At 71.9% G+C, this 16,426-nt stretch carries 11 protein-coding genes; 3 read left to right on the top strand and 8 right to left on the bottom strand.

Annotated elements, in window-relative coordinates; all coding sequences use genetic code 11:
* Positions 1 to 22: 22 nt before the first annotated feature.
* The 8 genes from GA0115234_RS22830 to eccD all read right to left on the bottom strand — a co-directional run bounded on the left by GA0115234_RS22830 (position 23) and on the right by eccD (position 7,048).
* A complete protein-coding gene (locus GA0115234_RS22830) occupies positions 23 to 364 on the bottom strand; it encodes a hypothetical protein (protein WP_093544641.1) in 342 nt (113 codons plus the stop codon).
* Positions 357 to 869 carry a YbaB/EbfC family nucleoid-associated protein gene (locus GA0115234_RS22825; RefSeq protein WP_161275641.1) on the bottom strand — a complete coding sequence of 171 codons (513 nt, stop codon included), beginning with the start codon at positions 867 to 869 and terminating at the stop codon, positions 357 to 359. The genes GA0115234_RS22830 and GA0115234_RS22825 overlap by 8 nt, the downstream gene beginning before the upstream one ends.
* A complete protein-coding gene (locus tag GA0115234_RS22820; RefSeq protein WP_093544635.1) occupies positions 869 to 2,851 on the bottom strand; it encodes a hypothetical protein in 1,983 nt (660 codons plus the stop codon). Before GA0115234_RS22820 ends, GA0115234_RS22825 begins: the two co-directional genes overlap by 1 nt.
* A 38-nt stretch (positions 2,852 to 2,889) precedes the next feature.
* Positions 2,890 to 3,342, bottom strand: coding sequence for a hypothetical protein (locus tag GA0115234_RS22815; RefSeq protein ID WP_093544632.1), 453 nt, complete (start codon positions 3,340 to 3,342; stop codon positions 2,890 to 2,892).
* Positions 3,342 to 3,626: a WXG100 family type VII secretion target gene (locus GA0115234_RS22810; RefSeq protein ID WP_093544629.1), complete on the bottom strand. Its 285-nt coding sequence runs from the start codon at positions 3,624 to 3,626 to the stop codon at positions 3,342 to 3,344. Before GA0115234_RS22810 ends, GA0115234_RS22815 begins: the two co-directional genes overlap by 1 nt.
* A gap of 39 nt (positions 3,627 to 3,665) precedes the next feature.
* Positions 3,666 to 4,034 (bottom strand): hypothetical protein, encoded by a 369-nt coding sequence (locus tag GA0115234_RS22805; RefSeq protein WP_093544626.1) that lies wholly within the window; start codon positions 4,032 to 4,034, stop codon positions 3,666 to 3,668.
* 127 nt (positions 4,035 to 4,161) lie between these two features.
* On the bottom strand, positions 4,162 to 5,658 hold the full coding sequence (gene eccB / locus GA0115234_RS22800) for a type VII secretion protein EccB (protein WP_093544623.1): 1,497 nt from the start codon (positions 5,656 to 5,658) through the stop codon (positions 4,162 to 4,164).
* A 7-nt stretch (positions 5,659 to 5,665) separates the two neighbouring features.
* Entirely contained in the window at positions 5,666 to 7,048 is a 1,383-nt protein-coding gene (gene eccD, locus GA0115234_RS22795; protein ID WP_256088774.1) for a type VII secretion integral membrane protein EccD, read from the bottom strand.
* Between the two features lie 211 nt (positions 7,049 to 7,259).
* Between eccD and eccCa the strand changes: the two genes are divergently transcribed.
* From eccCa to GA0115234_RS22780, 3 genes are all read left to right on the top strand, one after another.
* Complete coding sequence (gene eccCa / locus GA0115234_RS22790; RefSeq protein WP_093544616.1) at positions 7,260 to 11,153, top strand: type VII secretion protein EccCa; 3,894 nt, start codon at positions 7,260 to 7,262, stop codon at positions 11,151 to 11,153.
* Between the two features lie 156 nt (positions 11,154 to 11,309).
* Positions 11,310 to 14,600 carry a right-handed parallel beta-helix repeat-containing protein gene (locus tag GA0115234_RS22785; RefSeq protein ID WP_093544613.1) on the top strand — a complete coding sequence of 1,097 codons (3,291 nt, stop codon included), beginning with the start codon at positions 11,310 to 11,312 and terminating at the stop codon, positions 14,598 to 14,600.
* 328 nt (positions 14,601 to 14,928) lie between these two features.
* The gene (locus GA0115234_RS22780; protein WP_141718452.1) at positions 14,929 to 16,392 is read left to right on the top strand and encodes a S8 family serine peptidase; all 1,464 of its coding nucleotides are present in this window, start codon (positions 14,929 to 14,931) and stop codon (positions 16,390 to 16,392) included.
* Positions 16,393 to 16,426 lie beyond the last annotated feature (34 nt).

The following is a 16,426-nucleotide window of genomic DNA, read 5'->3' as shown; positions in this document are numbered from 1 at the left end:
CGCCGCCGAGTGGTGGTGCGCGTCACTGGTCCCCTCCAGCCGCCTTCCAGTCCTTGGCCAGCACGGCGGCCTGCTCCTCGGCGTCGCCGAAGAGCTTCTTCACGTCCTGCCCGGTCTGACCCAGCTGGGTGACCAGGATGTCCAGCATCTTCAGGGTGTCGGTGAGCGGCGGCATGCCCGTCTTGATCTGCTCCAGGTACTGCTTCGACGAGTCGTCCTCGCCGTTGCCGCCGCCCCGGGTGTTGAGGTCGTTGATGGTGTTGACGTTGGCATGCGCCTTGGCCAGGGCCGCGCCGAGGTTCTCGTAGTCGGCGAACCCCTTCCAGGTGGCGTCGCCCGCCTTCAGTTCGTTGCCGTCAGCCATCGCTCCTGCCTCCCCGGGGCTTGGGCGCCGCACCCAGGTTCTTCGTCATCTCCCGGATCGGGGCCAGGAGTTCCTCCATGGGTGAGCCCGCCAGCATCGAGTGGCGCATCTCGGCGCCCTTGCCACGCAGCGGCTCGAATGCCTCGCGCGCGGCCTCGGAGCCCTCGGCCTGTGCTCTGCCGATCAGCTCCGTCAGGGTCTTGCCGAGGCGGGCCGGGTCCATCCGCCGGTAGTCCTCGTTGTGGAACTTGATTTCGCGGACCTCACCCTGGATACCCACGGTGACGCTGATGGCGCGGTCCTTGGAGCGCACGGTGGAGGTGCGGGCGGCCAGCTCGCGCTGGACCGACGCGAGCTTCGCGGTGTGCTCGCGGACCTGCTGCTGCATCTCGCCGAACTGCTCCTGGAGCGTCGAGCCGAGGATCGACTCGAACTGCTCGCGGGCGGAGCGGGTGGGCTGCGCGGAGCCGTTGTTCCGGATGCCGCTGTCCTTCTGGTCCGTCATCAGCCGATCACCCCCGTCGTGGAGCACTCCTGGGTGCCCCATGTGTCCTCGTCCTCGTCCAGGTAGCTCTTGCGTTCCCGGTGCTGTTCCTGTCCCGCCGGAGCCCCTCCGCCGCCGGGCGGCGGCATCATCGGTGACTGGGACGAGGTGCGCCGCCCCGTCGCGGCCGTCTGCTCGGCAGCCTTGACGTCGGGCTCGGTGGAGGTGGTCCTGACCCGGCCGGCGCCCGGCGTGACCTCCTCGCCGGTGAGCGGGTTGCGCCGGGACTCGGAGAAGGTCCCGTCGGCGTTCCGCATCTTCAGCGTTCCGCCCTTGCCGGCGTTCCGCAGCAGTTCCTCGCTGCCGGAGCTGCGCACCTGCTCGCGGGCGCGTTGGAGCGACTGCTCGTACTGGCGCTGCTGGGCCAGCGCCTGCTTGCGCTCGGCCTCCTGCTGTGCGCGCTGCTGCTGGAACCGGCGCTCCTGGGCCTCGGCCTCTTGCTGAAGGGTGCGGCGCTGCTGCTGTTGCTGCCGCCGCAGCTCCTCCTCGGTGGTCCCCCCGGACGGCACCTTGGTCCCCGGTGGAACCTTGACGGTGCTGCCGTCGGGGTTCTTCAGTGGCAGCCCGTTCGGACCGGTGACGGTGCCGTCCTTATTGACCTTGGAGCCGGGCGGCAGGTTGTTCGCGTTGTAGGTGGTGCCGTTTCCGGTGCCGAGCTCGTCGGCCTGCTTCTTGAGGTCGTCAAGCTGCTTCTGCTGGTCCTGGGTGCCACCGGGCGGGGTGACCTGTGTGTTGGGACCGTTCTTCAGGGAATCGGCCTGCTTGTTCAGGTCGTCCGTCTGCTTCTTCAGGTCGTTCTGCTGGTCCTCGGACTGCTTCTTCAGGTCGTCCTGCTGGTCCTTCAGGTCCTGTTGCTGCTGGTCCTTCTGCTTCGTCAGCTGGTCCTGCTGGGTCTGGAACTGCTTCTCCTGGTCCTTCGCCTGCTGTTCCAGCTTCTTCTGCTCTTCTTCGAGCTGCTGCTTCGCCTTGTCGACCTCGCTGTTCCCGGATCCTGACCCCGAGTACGGGGTGATCCAGGTTGGTGCCTGGAGGTCGCGGATCTCGTCCGCGGTGCTCTGGTATGCGGTGTCGAGGTCGTTCCCCTGCTGGTGGGCCGCCGGGTCGAGCATCTGGCCGACGTGGGCGAGCCAGCCCTGTTTCGCCGTCGCCTCCATGCGGTCCCAGAACGCCTGGTCATGAGGGTCGCCGAACGCCACGTGCGTCGGGGTGTCGGTGTCACTGACCAGCATGTCGAGCGTCAGCATGAGTACTGCGACGAGCCAGAGCGGCCGGACGTGGTTCACCGGCATGGACTCCGGCGTGTTGAGCCACTTCTCGTGCGCCGCGCGCAGTTGCTCCGTGCTGGTCTGGAGCTGAGTGCGCGCCGCGTCGAGCTCCTTCGTCCAGTCGGGCTTGGTCAGCTGCCGGACGATCTGGGTCAGCTCGCCCCCTATGCCGGCCAGGATGTTCTTGAGCGACCCTGCCGCGCTGCCCTGGAACTCCGAGTCCGGGACGTCGATGCCATCGCCCAGCTTCGCCAGCTGCTGCGACCACTGGTCGAGCAACTGCTGGACACCGCGCACGGCCATGCCCGCGTCGTCGAAGCTGTGCAGCTTGATGACGTCGCTTCCGCTGTCGGTCAGGGCGGGTTCAAGGTACTGGAACGGCTCGTGGACGAACTTGTACAGCGGCGTGTCCGTGTCGTTGCTGCCGACCAGGCGGCTGAGCGTCAGACCCATCTGGATGTGACGTTCCACCTTGGTGGCCGGAGGCGTCCAGGTGAAGCTCCAGTAGAAGTCGTAGCCGTCCGGGCCGAAGTACGGATCGTAGTCCGTGGTGTTGATCGCGTGCTTCTCGAACCAGCTGTTGTAGCCGTCGCCACTGCCGCCGATGTCCATCCGGCTGGTCGGCGTGGCCGTGGTGTAGGTGGAGAGCACCGTCTCCCAGTTGTAGTCCTTGCCCACGTGCCACGATCACCCTTCTGTGTCTCTGCTGCTGTCCGCTATATCGCGGACGTGGATCCGCTGCCGCCCGGCGCGGAGCCGCCGAACTGGGACAGCGCGTCCTTGGTCACCGTGTCGAACGCGGTCTTGCTGATGTCGGAGGCGCTGTCCTCGCCGCCCTTGAGCGCGAGGTCGACCTTGCCGAGGTCGAAGTAGAGCTTCGTCATGCCGACGTTGAAGTTGTCGAGCTGTGTCTTGAGCTGGCTGCTGAACCGGGCGAACCGGTCCTGCAGCAGAGCCGCGCTCGTCACTCCCTTGCCCGAACCCGCGTAGATGCGGTCGAAGGTGGCTCCGCCGGCGGTCGTGTCGCCGGCGAAGCCGCGGAGCATCTGGACGGCGTGATTGGTCTTCAGGTCCTCTAGGAACGCGTTGATGTGCTGATCCGCGAGGCCCTGCAGATATCCCTCGGTGACCTTGTAGGTCCCGGTCCCGCCCTGTTCGCCGCCGCTCATCAGAACTGGCCGCTGCCGTTGAGGTCCGCCTCGATCTGGGCGTCGATCATCTGCTGCAGCGCCTGCGAACCCTGGCCGAACGCGTGGTTCATGTCGGCGGTGGCGGTGTCGACGTAATTCTGGAAGTCGAGCCACGCGGCGGCGGTGGCACCGGTGAACGAAGCGGCCAGGGGGGTGATCTGGTCCTTCATGTCGTTCAGCGCCTGCACCATCGAGGCGTTGGCGGCCACCATCTCCTCGATGGCCGTGTTGGCGGCGTCCTTGATGAGCTGGACATTGGGCATGGGATCGTCTCCTCAGGGATGGAAGGGCCGTGGCCGCTGTCAGTTGCTGCCGCCGCCGAGCGCGGCGTACGTGGCATCGCTCGCGTTGTGGAAGCTGCCCCCGGACTGCCACGCCTGGCCGTAGCCCTGGGCGTCCATCTCACCGGCCGTCTGGATCTTGTCCGCCGCGGTCAGGCCCTGATGGAGCTGATCGACTTTCGCCTTGATGTTGGTGTACGCCTGCATCCACTCGTTCAGCTTCGACGAGAAGATGGAGGACGAGTCGGCCACGTAGGCCAGGCGCACGTCGTCATGGATCTGCTGGACGGTGCTGCCGGCCTTGGCCATGGCGGCGACGTGGTTCTCCAACGCGGCCCGAGCCTTGTCGATGTCCTGCTGTTCGCGAGTGTAGGTACCGCCGCCGACCATGGTGGAACTCCCTCTTCGGATCGCCATGTTGCGCCACAAGCGCTCGTTAAAACAGGTCGTCAGACTATACGCACAGAGAGTACTTGTCCCGTGAAACTTTGAATTTTCTTATGCGCGCAGACCATGATCACGAACCAGTGTCGCATTGTTCACGCAATTGTTTCCTTTTCGGCGGAACCTTCCCCTCCCCTTCCGTGTCCGCCTCTACGACTCCACTCTTCGAGACCGCCGCCGGGTCCAGAACGGGACCACTCGGAAGAAGACTCAGCAATCGACCCGGAACGTCAACGGCCGCACCTTGCGAATATCCGAGTTGTTTCAGCCCAGCTGCCGTAATCGGATAGGAAACGCCCGAATCCGACACCAAATAGAGCGAGTTGCCGGTACCCGCCGACGATCGCGCCCGGACCAGCGCACCCGTCCCCGGGCGTACCCAGGTCCGGTCCACCGGAGCGCACGCCGCCATCACCCCCGGCTGCACACCGGGCGCCGAGCCGGGCACCTCGGCCGCCGGGACCAGGGCCACCGTCGTCGTGTGGCCGTCGGCCAGGGGCGTCACCCGGGCGCAGACCTGCTCCCGCGCCGGGTCGACCGGCGACACCTTCGGCGCCGAGGGGGGCAGTCCGGCCGCCAGTTGCTGCGCCGCCGAGGCGGGGGCCTGATGGGCCGCCAGGTCGGAAGGGCCGACGGGCCGTTCCTTCACCGCCCGACCGCCGTACGCCTGGTCCTGGGTGCGCGGATCGCCGTGCAGCAGGCGCTGGGCCAGGCCGGTCAGCGGTGCCAGACCGTCCGTACGCAGCACATAGTGCTGGCCCCCGGCCGAGAACAGCTGGCCGATGCGGGTGGCGCCGCCCGCCAGTCGCGGCCCCGGGCGGCCCCGGTCGGCGATCTCCGGCGGGGCGAGCGCCGGTCCGGCGTCCAGCGCCGTCAGGAACGAGGCGCTCACGGGTACGGGGCTCACGCCCGCCCAGCCCAGCGCCGCAGCCGTGCCGTGTCGGGTGTCCACACGGAAGCGGCGCCCGTTCCACACCAGTTGCTGGCCCTCTCCCGGCGCGGTGACCAGCACGCCCCGGTCGGAGCCGAGCCCGTCCCCCGATTCGGCGGGACCGCCCACGACCACGCTGGTCAGCGGCCCCGTGCCGCCCGCCGCCCCGGCCGGCTGCGCTCCCGCGCACACCGCCCACATCCCGGCGCCGGGCGCCTCTGGCAGCCCGTCCGGGGCGCCCACGATCCCGATGGGGGTGCCGCGCGGGGCGTCGGCGAGCGATGCCGCCACGGCCTGTTCGACCGTCATCCGGTCCCCGGCCACCAGCCGTGCGGACGCTTCGTTGAGCACGGGGTGGAGCGTCCCTCCGACATTCAGGTAGCGGGCGCCGGTGTCCTTGACGACGACCAGCGCCCCCGGCGTCTGCCAGGACGTCCCGCCACCCGGCTTGATCAGCCCGTACAGCACCGTCACCACGCAGGCCAGCGCCACCACGAGCGCGCCCCAGCGGACACCCCGCCAGGTCCGGGCGGTCGGGGTGTCGGGCGAGTCGGGATCGTCCCGCAGCAGGCCGCTGGAGAGCCTGCCCATCACATACAGGTGTGCCTGCACCTGGTCCTTGCGCGACTGCACCGCCATCAGCGCCTCACCCCCGGATTCCGCGCAGCGCGCCGAACACCCCGGCGAGCAGCTCCGCGAGCGGCAGAAGTACCAGCGCGCAGAAGGTGTGCAGGAGGTCGGCGCTGCGGCCCCAGTAGGGGACGAGCCGCCGTCCCGGGACCGTCCACGCGGCGATCGCGGTGACCGCGGCGATCACCGCGAAGGCGGCGGTGATCTCCAGCCGTCCCGGCAGCCCCAGGTCGATCGCGCGCAGCACGCCCGCCAGGGCCAGTCCGTACGCCCCGGGGATCGCCATCGCGAGCCGGTGCCGCACCGCGCCGACCACCCGCACGTGCAGCAACAGCAGCGTGCTCAGCACCACGGCGAGCAGCGGGGCCGTCCAACCGTCCGGGTCGGTGAGCAGTACGGTCTCGCAGGCCGCGGCCACCAGCCCGAGGGCGACGTACATCCCGGTCAGGTACCGGTCGGCCAGTTCGGCTCGCTCGCGCACCTGCTGGGCGGGGAACGGCTCGATGCCCTCCTGCAGTTCGCCCGCGTTGGACGGCAGCGGCGGCATCCGCATGCCGGCGAACCGGAAGGCCAGGCTGGGGACGAACCCGCCCGCCAGGACGACGGCGACGGCCAGCCAGCCGGCGACATGGGCGCTCGGGATCCCGGCCAGCGCGATCGCACCGGCCGCCGCGACGAACACGGCCACCGTGAACGCCCCGAGGAAGAGCGGTGCGAAGGCGCCGACCGCGGCCAAGGCGATGATCGCCGCTCCCGCGCCCGCGGCGCCCCCTGCCAGCAGCCGGGGACCGAGCAGGCTCTCGCCGTGCCCGGCGGCCGGGACGAGCGCTCCGGCGACGGCGAGGTAGGGCACGGCCAGTACGCCGAGCGCCGCCCCGGCGCCCGCGTCGCCGACCGCCCGGGAGGCGGCCAACCCGCCTGCCACCAGCAGGAGCGCGACGGCGGCGGCGGCTCCGGCGCGCCACGTCGCCGCGCCCGGCAGCAGGACGGTGATCAGCCCGGCGGCCAGTGCCGCCACGGTGAACCCGATGAGCAGACGGCGCGTCAGCTCGGGCCGCCAGGTGTCGGGGCGGGCGCGCAGGGTCTCGCCGATGCCGTCGACGAGGTCGTCGAAGTCGGCCTCCGGCAGGGTTTCGTGGCGTGCTCTCAGGTAGAGCGTCTCGCCGTCGCGCAACTCCAGGGAGGCCGGGGTGCGTTCCTCGTCGAGGGGGGCCGCGCCGAGCCGCTGGAGGCTCCAGCCGCCGTGCTCCAGGCCTTGCTCGTCGAGGTCTCCGCCGGCGTACTCGACGAGCACCGGCAGCAGATCGGCGAGCGGGACATCGGCCGGTATGCCTAGTTCGAAGGTTTTCTCCGGACTTCTGACGGTTATCCGGCAGAGCCCGGCGGTCTTGTCGCTCACGGTGCGCGATTCACTCCCGCCTGTATTTCCGATCGGGATTCGACCCGGGAACGACTGCACATTATCGTGAAGTTCGTCATGACTGTACGTTCGTCCGACCACCGATAATCGGCAGCGTGAGCCGCCTATATCGAATCGTCGACACTTCGAGTCGGGAGCCGGTTTGAGCACCGTCACTTTTCGACGGCCCCCGCGCCGGGTTGGCCCGCGCATGCCCGAGGGTGAACTGACGCTCCAGGAGCCCCCGTCCCTCCCGGATCCCCAGGGCGCCATGGGCGGCATCATCACCTATCTGCCGATGGCGTTGAGTTCGCTCGGCATGGTGCTCATCTTCATCCGCCCCGGTGACGGCAACGGCGTGCTGATGTGGGTGTCGATCGGGATGATGGCGGCCTCGGCGGTCGGCATGCTGGTCGCCCAGTTCCTCCGGGCCGCCGGGGACCGCAAGCGCAAACTGCGCGCGGAACGCCGTGACTACCTCCGCTACCTGACGACGAGTCGGCGCCGCATCCGCAAGGTGGTCGAGCAGCAGCGGCGGGCCCAGGAGTGGCGCCACCCGCTGCCGCAGGCGCTGTGGTCGGTCGCCCGCACCGGTCGCCTGTGGGAACGGCGCGCCACCCATGACGACTTCGGCGAGGTACGGATAGGGACCGGCGAGCAGCAGCTCGCCCTCACCCTCGCGCCGCTCTCCACCAAGCCGGTCGAGGACCTCGAACCGCTCTCCGCCCATGCGCTGCGCCGCTTCATCCACACCTACTCGACGGTCGGCGACCAGCCGGTGGCCGTGCGGCTGCGGTCTTTCGCGAGGGTGCTGCTCACCGCGGGGGACGAGGACCGCGCCACCTCCCGGGCGGCGGCCCGCGCGCTGGTCGCCCAACTCGCCGTGGCACACGCCCCGGAGGACCTGGCGATCGCCGTGGTGGCGGACGGTGAAGCGCTGCCGTCCTGGTCGTGGGCCAAGTGGTTGCCGCACGTCCAGCACCAGGCCGATGTCGACGGGGTGGGCTCGGCCCGGCTGGTGGCCGAGACGGTCTCCGAGCTGGAGCCGCTGCTCGGCGAGGAGTTCGCCGGCCGGCCCTCGTTCGAGCCCGGTGCGGAGCCGAGCCGCGACGAGCCGTTCACCGTCGTCATCCTGGACGCGGCATCCGTGCCCCCCGGGGCCCGGCTCGCCGAGTCCGGCTACCGCAACACCGTCGTCGTCGATGTCCGCGGCACGCTGGACGGCGCCTGCCAGGTACGCGGCACACTGCGCCTGCGCGTCGGGCCGGACGCCCTGGCGCTGCTGTCCACCGCTCCGGACGGCAAGCCCACCGAGACGGAGCTGGGCCGGCCCGACGCCCTCGGCCTGCACGCGTCCCGCGCCCTCGCCACCACCCTCGCCCCCTACCGGCTGGGCGCCGCCGCGCGGGCGGAACGCCCGCTGCAGGAGGACATGGAGCTGACGGACCTGCTCGGCATCCGTGACCTGCACGGCGCCGATCCGGCCGATCTGCACCGCTCGCGCAGCTCGGCGGAGCGGATGCGGGTCCCGATCGGCATCGGCGCGGACGGCGCGCATGTCGATCTCGACCTCAAGGAGTCGGCACAGGGCGGCATGGGCCCGCACGGCATGCTGATCGGCGCCACCGGTTCCGGCAAGTCGGAGCTGCTGCGCACCCTTGTCCTCGCGTTGGCGCTGACCCACTCCTCCGAGACGCTGAACTTCGTCCTCACCGACTTCAAGGGCGGCGCCACCTTCCTGGGTCTCGACCGGCTGCCGCACACCTCCGCCGTCATCACCAACCTGGCCGACGAGGCGGCCCTGGTCGACCGGATGAAGGACGCCCTGCACGGCGAACTCGTCCGCCGCCAGGAGCTGCTGCGCAGGGCCGGCAACTACGCCTCCGTCCGCGAGTACGAGGAGGCGCGGGCCAACGGCGCCGACCTGGACCCGCTGCCCACCCTGTTCGTGGTGGTCGACGAGTTCAGCGAACTGCTGGCGGCGCACCGCGACTTCCTCGACCTCTTCGTGATGATCGGGCGGCTCGGCCGCTCGCTCTCCGTACATCTGCTGCTGGCCTCGCAGCGCCTGGACGAGGGCCGTATCAACCAGTTGGAGGGGCACCTCTCCTATCGCATCGCGCTGCGCACCTTCTCGGCTATGGAGAGCCGGGGCGTGCTCGGCGTCCCGGATGCGTACGAGCTGCCCCCGCAGCCCGGCAGCGGCCTGCTGAAGAACGACGTCGGCGCGCTGACCCGTTTCAAGGCCGCCTATGTGTCGGGCCTGTACCGGGCCGCCCGCCCCGCGGTCCGTCGGGCGGTGGTCGCCGGGCAGGTGGTGCCGTTCGAGGCGGGCTGGGTGGCGCCCCGGGCACGGCCCGCCGCGCCGGAGACCGAGCCGGACACGGAGGAGGAGAGCACGTCGGGTCCCAGCCTGCTCACCGTCGCCGTCGACAAGCTGGAGCGCTCCGGCCCGCCCGCCCATCAGGTGTGGCTGGCCCCGCTGGACGAGCCCCCGACGCTCGACCTCCTGCTGCCCCCGCCCGGCACCCCCGGCGGGAAGTTCCTCACCGTCCCGGTCGGCGTCATCGACCGCCCCTTCGACCAGCGCCGCGACGAGCTGGTGGCCGACCTCTCCGGTGCGGGCGGCCACGTCGGCATCGCGGGCGGCCCCCAGTCCGGCAAGTCCACCCTGGTGCGCACCCTGGTCACCGCGCTCGCCCTCACCCACACCCCGCGCGACGTCCAGTTCTACTGCCTGGACTTCGGCGGCGGGACGCTCACCTCGCTCACCGGCCTGCCGCACGTCGGCGGTGTCACCGGGCGCCTCGACCCGGAGCGGATGGCCCGCACCATCGCCGAGGTCACCCAGGTCATCACCCACCGTGAGCTGCTGTTCGCCGAGCGGGGTGTGGAGTCCATGGCCGACTTCCGGCGCCGCCGCGCCGCGGGCGAGTTCCCGGACGAGGCGCACGGCGACGTCTTCCTGGTCGTGGACGGATGGAACACCATCCGCCAGGACTTCCTGGATCTCGCCTCCACCTTCAATCTGATCGCCTCACGGGGCCTCAACTTCGGAGTGCACCTGATCATCGCCTCCGGCCGCTGGATGGAGATCTCCGCCGCCCTCCGGGACCAGCTCGGTACCCGCTTCGAGCTGCGTCTCGGTGACCCCGTCGACTCGATGGTCAACATGCGGGCGGCGGCGACCGTCCCGACGGTGCCGGGCCGCGGTCTCACGGCCGACCGCATGCACTACCTGACCGCGCTCCCCCGCACCGACGGGGATCCGCGCGCCGAGAACGTCGCCGAAGGTGTCGCCGCGCTCGTCCGTGAGGTCGCCGCCGGATGGGACGGGCCTTTGGCACCCCGTGTCCGGATGCTCCCGATGAACCTCCCCGCGGCCGGACTCCCCGCACCCGACGGCGACCTGCGCGTCCCGCTCGGCCTGGAGGACCAGCGGCTCGATGTCTTCCACCACGACTTCGAGGAGCACCCGCACCTGGTGGTCGTCGGCGATGTCGAGACCGGCAAGTCCAACCTGCTCGCCCACCTCGCCGACGGCATCCGTGCCCGCTACGCCCCCGACGAGGCCCGTATCGTGCTCGTCGACTACCGGCGCGGCCTCGCCGAGGCGGTTCCCGAGTCCCACCGCCTCGGCTACGCCACCGGTGCCGGCCTGCTGGGGCAGATGATCGACGGGGTGGCGCGGGCGATGAAGGAGCGGGTCCCGGGACCCGACATCGCCCCGGCCCGGCTCAAGCTGCGCGACTGGTGGAGCGGGCCCCGGCTGTTCCTCCTCGTCGACGACCACGAGCTGGTCTCCACCGGGGGGATGACGGGCGGCGACCCGTTCGGCCCGCTCCACGAGTTCCTGGCCCAGGCGGACGAGATCGGGCTGCATCTCGTCGTGGCCCGCAGCGCGAACGGATCCGGCCGGGCGATGATGTCCGACCAGCTGCTGCGTCGCATGGTGGAAGCCAACACCCCCGTGCTGCTGATGAGCTGTCCGCCGTCGGAAGGACAGGTGGTGGCCGGAACGAAGCCGCGCGTCCTGCCCGCCGGACGGGGGCTCTACATCACCCGCCGCCGCACGGTGCAGATCCAGACGGCGCACCGGTCCTGACGGCCCGGCTCCCCGTTGCCACCTCCTTCGCCCCCGCGCCCCACCGCCCGACCCACGCGGCGGTGCCGACGATCACGGCGGGGTCCCGTGCCCGGCCCGGGTGTCCGGGCGAAGGAGCGGCAACAGGCCCACCACGACGACGCAGAAAGGAACGCCATGGCCCGCCAGACCATCGTCACGGACCCGTACGAGGGCATCACGTCGGCCCTCGTCGCCGCACGCCCGGGGGGCGTGGTCCGCCTCCGCCCCGGTCGCTACGACGAGTCCCTCGTCATCACCAAGATGGTCACCGTCATCGCCGACGATCCCGACGACCCGCCGGAGATAGCCCCCCGCTCGGGCAGCGCGGTCCAGATCGTCGCCGAGGCCGTCAAGCTCTCCGGGCTGGTCCTGCGCGGCAGTGACGAGGACGCCCCCGTCATCGATGTCCCCCGCGGCCAGGCCGCGCTGGAGAACTGCCGGGTGCACGCCGACTCCTGGACGGCTCTGCTCTCCCGCGAGCGCGGCTCCCTCGCCATGCGCGACTGCGTCATCGCCAACCCGGCGGGCGCCGGATTCGTCGACCTCTCCCCCGAGCCCAGTGTCGTCGAGGACTGCCTGTTCGAGGATCTCGGCAGCTCCGGTCTGGTGCTCGGTGACGACTCGGCACCCGCCATCCGCGACTGCATCGTCCGCGGGGCCCGTGGCAACGGCCTGCTCGCCAACGGACGCGCGGGCGGCACCGTCGAGCGCCTCACGGTCGAAGGCACCCCCAAGCCCGGGGTCGCCCTGGAGGAGCAGGCCGCCACCCGCCTCACCGACGTCCGTACCGCGGGCTGCACCATCGGCTTCCACATCTCCTCCACCGCCCAGCCCCTCCTCACCGGCTGCTGCGCCGTCGACAGCACCACCCACGGCGTACTGCTCTCCGGCTCCACCGCGCCCACGCTCAACAACGTGGAGGCCCGGGGCTCGGGCGGCAACGGCATCGTCGCGATCGAACGCGCCCGCGGCACCCTCTCCGACTGTCTGGTCGAGAACTCCCTCGCCGCCGGGATCCTGGTACGCGGCACCGCAGAACCCACCGTCCAGCGCACCCTGGTCACCGGTGGCAACGCCGAGGGCCTCCTCCTCGACGCCGACAGCGCGCCCCGCATCGACCGGGTGACGGTGCACCGGGCGGGTGGCCACGGCATCGTCCTGGCCGGCGGCAACCGGGCCAGGCTCCGCGATGTCGAGATCGTCGAGGTCGGCGGGCACGGACTGCACGCCCGGGACGAGGCCCGCGGGCGTATCGAGAGGACCTCCGTCATCGATGCCGCCCAGTGCGGCGTCCGCGTCGACGGCGCGAGCCCGGCGTTCCAGGACGTCGCCGTCCGCGGCAGCGGCGCCGCCGGCTTCGCGGCCGCCGGGAAGTGCGCCCCCGAACTCATCGACACCCTCGTCGAGGACGCCGGCGCCGACGGCATCTCGGTCATGGACGACGGAGCCGAGCTGACCGCCGTCCGGGCCCGGGTGCTGCGCAGCCGCGGCCACGGCGCGCTCATCGGCGCGGGCGCCGCCGCCGAGCTGACGGAGTGCGAGTTCACCGACGGCAGGGCCGACGGCATCCGGGTCGCCACCGAGCGCCCCGTCCGCGCCGCAGGATGCACCGTCACCGGCAACACGGGCGCCGGGGTCCGCCGCACCGTCCCTGCGGGCAGCCTCGCCGCGGACGATCTGACCAGCAACGACAACGGCGAGCCCGACGCCCTCGGCGGACGTGACGACGGCGCCGCCGCACCGGAGGCCGGCGGCACGGACGGCGGGCTGCCCGCCGGGCCGCTCGCCCAGCTCGACGAGCTCGTCGGACTGCGTGCAGTCAAGGAACAGGTCGCCACCCTCGTCAATCTCAACAAGCTGGCCCGGCGGCGCCGCGAGATGGGTCTGCCCGTTCCGGCCACCGCCCGCCATCTGGTCTTCGCCGGTCCGCCCGGCACCGGCAAGACCACGGTCGCCCGTCTCTACGGCTCGGTCCTCGCCTCGCTCGGCGTACTGCGCTCCGGGCACCTGGTGGAGGTGGCGCGCGCCGACCTCGTCGCGAAGATCGTCGGCGGCACCGCCATCAAGACCACGGAGGTCTTTGAACAGGCCCTCGGCGGCGTGCTGTTCATCGACGAGGCCTACACCCTGACCGCGGACGGCGGCAGCGGTCCCGACTTCGGCCGGGAGGCCGTCGACACACTGGTCAAGCTGATGGAGGATCACCGAGAGGACGTCGTCGTCATCGCCGCCGGTTACTCGCAGCAGATGCGGAGCTTCCTGGAGTCCAACCCGGGGCTCGGGTCCCGGTTCAGCCGCACCCTGGAGTTCGAGAACTACTCGGTGGACGAACTCCTCACCATCGTACGGCGCCAGGGCGAAGCGCACCGGTTCACGTTCCGCGAGGACACCGAGCAGGCGCTGGCCCACCACTTCGAGCAGATGCACAGGGACGAGTCGTTCGGCAACGCGCGCGCCGCCCGCAAGGTGTTCGAGGAGATGGTGGACCGCCAGGCGTTCCGTCTCGCCGAGTCCCCGGACATCACGGAGGAGGACCTCACCGTTTTCGTCCCGACGGATGTCGGCGACGAGGCGGCCCGTGCCGTCTCGGGCGAGCACGGTGCGGGCGGCGGCCGGCCCGAACGCCTCGCCGAACTGCTCGCCGAACTCGACGGCCTGATCGGCCTGGACGGCGTCAAGGCGCAGGTCCGCGATGTCGTCAATCTGGTGTCGGCGGCACGCCGCCGCAAGGCCGCCGGGCTGCCCGCCCCTGCCATCGCGCACCATCTGGTCTTCACCGGACCGCCCGGCACCGGCAAGACGTCGGTGGCCCGGCTCTACGGCGAACTCCTGGGCACGATGGGGGTGTTGCCGCGCGGTCAGCTGGTGGAGGTCTCCCGGGCCGATCTCGTCGGCCGCTACGTCGGTCACACCGCGCAGCTCACCAAGGAGACGTTCGCCAGGGCCCGGGGCGGTGTGCTGTTCATCGACGAGGCGTACACCCTCACTCCCGAGGGCGGTTCGGGCTCCGACTTCGGCCGGGAGGCCGTCGACACCCTGCTCAAACTGATGGAGGACCACCGCGACGACACGGTCGTGGTGGCGGCGGGTTACGAGGGCGAGATGGCGCGTTTCCTGGGCTCCAACCCCGGTCTGGCCTCCCGCTTCGGCCGTACCGTCACGTTCTCCTCCTACGGTGCCGACGAGCTGGTCGAGATCGTTCGCCGCCAGAGCGCCCGGGACGGCTACGAGTGCGCGCCGGCCACGCTGGAGGCGCTGCGCCGCCACTTCACCGGGGTCGACCGCGGCCCGAGCTTCGGCAACGGGCGCTATGCCCGCACCGTGCTCGAACAGATGATGACCCACCAGGCCGGGCGGCTCGCGTCCGTCCTGGACGCCGACACGGACCAGCTGCGGCTGCTTCTTCCCGAGGATGTGACGGAATGACGGACGAAGGCAGGATGACGGGGAGGCTCCAGGGCGCCGGGCGGTGCGCCACCTGCTTCGAGTCCTTCAACCCCGCCTGCCCGCGGGCGGTCCTGGACGAGGCGTCGCAGGTGGTCCCCCGGAAGGTGAGCGAGCCGGTGCGGCCCCTGACTCCTGGGCCCCGGCCCCGGACCGCCACCGGGCCCGCCGCCTCGGACGGCCCGAGACCCTCCGCCGCGCGTCCGGGTCCGCCCGCGCCGCTCCCGGACGCCCGCAGGGCGGAGCGCCCCGCCACCTCCGTCCGCGACCCGCGCCGCCCGCGAACGGACGCGTCGGCCACCCCGGCCCCTTGGCAGGGGCGCAGCGCCCCGCGCGCTACGCCCGGCATCACGCCCCCGGCCCCGGGACCCGGTACGTCGGACCGCCCGCGCACCACCACGTCCGGCGCCTCGCCGACCCGCGCACCGCGCACCGGCACCGCCGCGCCCGGCAGGGCCGAGGCACCGACCACGGAGGGGGGCGCATCCCGATGATGCAACTGCCCCACCGACCGGATCTGCTGCCCCGAGCCGATGGTGACCTGCGCGGCCTCCCGGGAGGACGGTTCCGCCCGCAGGCCGCCCGGGGACTCGCCGTCGCCCTCACCGCCGCCCTCACGGTGGCGGCACCGCTTGCGGCGGCGTCCCCCGCCTCCGCCGACCCCGCCCTGCCCCGGATCTCCGCGGCCCCGCCCCAGAACGGCGGCTGTGTCAAACCCTCCCGGCAGCATCCCGCCGACGTGCCGTGGCCGCAGCAGTACATCGCCCCGTCCCGCGCCTGGGACACCACCCGGGGCGCGGGCGCCACCGTCGCCGTCGTCGACACCGGTGTGGACGCCGTGCACAGTCCCGCGCTCGCGGGCCGTGTCACGCCCGCCTCGGCAGCCGCCGGAACCGACTGCATCGGCCACGGCACGTTCGTCGCGGGCCTGATCGCCGCCGCGCCCCGCCCCGGCACGGGATTCGCGGGGGTCGCCCCGGAGGCCCGGATCATCGCCGTCCGCGCCACCGCGTCGGACGGCACCGCCACCGCGAACAGTGTGGCCGCCGGGATCGACGCGGCCGTCGCCCGTCGTGCACGCGTCATCGACGTGCCGATCGCCCTGGCCAGAAGCAGCCCGGCGCTCGCCGCGGCGGTCCGCGACGCGGGGCTCCACGGCGCACTCGTGATCGCCCCGGCGTACGGGGCGGGCAGCACCGTCTCGCTGTCCGGGGACGCGCCCGCCCCTGCCGCCTACCCCGCCGCGCTGCCGGACGTCCTGGCCGTCGCCGCACTCGGGCCGGGCGGTGTCCCGGACCAGAAGTCGGCCCCCCGCACCGCGCCCGACCTGGCCGCGCCCGGCAACGCCGTGATGAGCGTCGGCCCCGGTGGCACGGGCAGCTTCACCGGCGACGGCGCCGAGCTGGCCACCGCCTTCGTCGCGGGTGCCGCCGCGCTCGCCGTCGCCGCGCACCCTGAACTGACGCCCTCTCAGCTGGCCGACCGGCTCGCCGCGACCGCTTATCACATCCCGGCGGACAGGGCGCTGGTCGGCGCGGGCACGGTGGACCCCGCCGCGGCGGTCACCGCCCCGGTCCCCGGTGCCACGGCCCACTCGGCATCTCGCGCCCCGGCCGACCTCCGGATGCCGCCTCCCGAGGCCCACTCCGGCCGCACCACGGCCGTCGCCGTCACCACCGCCGTCGGGGCAGCCGTCCTCATCACCGGCTTCATCGCGTTCACCCTCCCCCGGGCCCGCCGCCGGGGCTGGCGCCCAGGGGGTTCGACGCCGTAGGCAGTACGCCGTCGCATACGCCTCTGCCAGAATC

This window comes from Streptomyces sp. DvalAA-43 (genome assembly GCF_900091725.1).
GTDB lineage: Bacteria > Actinomycetota > Actinomycetes > Streptomycetales > Streptomycetaceae > Streptomyces > Streptomyces pulveraceus.
This window is presented reverse-complemented; position numbering and strand designations above follow the sequence as displayed.

Coding starts and splice junctions, on each gene's coding strand:
- GA0115234_RS22825 (WP_161275641.1), bottom strand. CDS start 869: ATGACGGACCAGAAGGACAGCGGCATCCGGAACAACGGCTCCGCGCAG.
- GA0115234_RS22810 (WP_093544629.1), bottom strand. CDS start 3,626: ATGCCCAATGTCCAGCTCATCAAGGACGCCGCCAACACGGCCATCGAG.
- eccB (WP_093544623.1), bottom strand. CDS start 5,658: ATGGCGGTGCAGTCGCGCAAGGACCAGGTGCAGGCACACCTGTATGTG.
- GA0115234_RS22815 (WP_093544632.1), bottom strand. CDS start 3,342: ATGAGCGGCGGCGAACAGGGCGGGACCGGGACCTACAAGGTCACCGAG.
- GA0115234_RS22805 (WP_093544626.1), bottom strand. CDS start 4,034: ATGGTCGGCGGCGGTACCTACACTCGCGAACAGCAGGACATCGACAAG.
- eccCa (WP_093544616.1), top strand. CDS start 7,260: ATGCCCGAGGGTGAACTGACGCTCCAGGAGCCCCCGTCCCTCCCGGAT.
- GA0115234_RS22830 (WP_093544641.1), bottom strand. CDS start 364: ATGGCTGACGGCAACGAACTGAAGGCGGGCGACGCCACCTGGAAGGGG.
- GA0115234_RS22785 (WP_093544613.1), top strand. CDS start 11,310: ATGGCCCGCCAGACCATCGTCACGGACCCGTACGAGGGCATCACGTCG.